The organism is Vallitalea sediminicola (genome assembly GCF_054408565.1).
The window spans coordinates 1-278 of the sequence record NZ_BTPT01000289.1; the positions used below are offsets into that span (position 1 = coordinate 1).

The 278-nt window shown below is 28.8% G+C and carries 1 protein-coding gene; it reads left to right on the forward strand.

Going from position 1 to position 278, the window contains the following annotated elements; translation table 11 throughout:
* Positions 1-278: response regulator transcription factor (locus ACX6CF_RS26780; RefSeq protein WP_458788427.1), on the forward strand; the 278-nt coding region annotated here is incomplete at both ends.

Consider the following 278-nt stretch of genomic DNA (forward strand, 5'->3'; position numbering starts at 1 on the left):
TCAAGAATAAACGCAGTACTTAGAAGAACTTCAGTTAGAGAAAAAAAGGATACCCTTACTTCAGGTGATATGGTTTTATATCCAGATAAAATGAAAATATATAAAAATGCTGTAGAGATTGAAGTAACAAAAACTGAATATAAAGTGCTGAACTATTTTATGAAAAATGGTCAGCAGATATTAAGTAAAGAACAATTACTGGAACATCTATGGGATATAGAAGGAAACTATATAGACCAAAATACGTTAGCTGTATATATGAGAAGAATAAGAGAAAA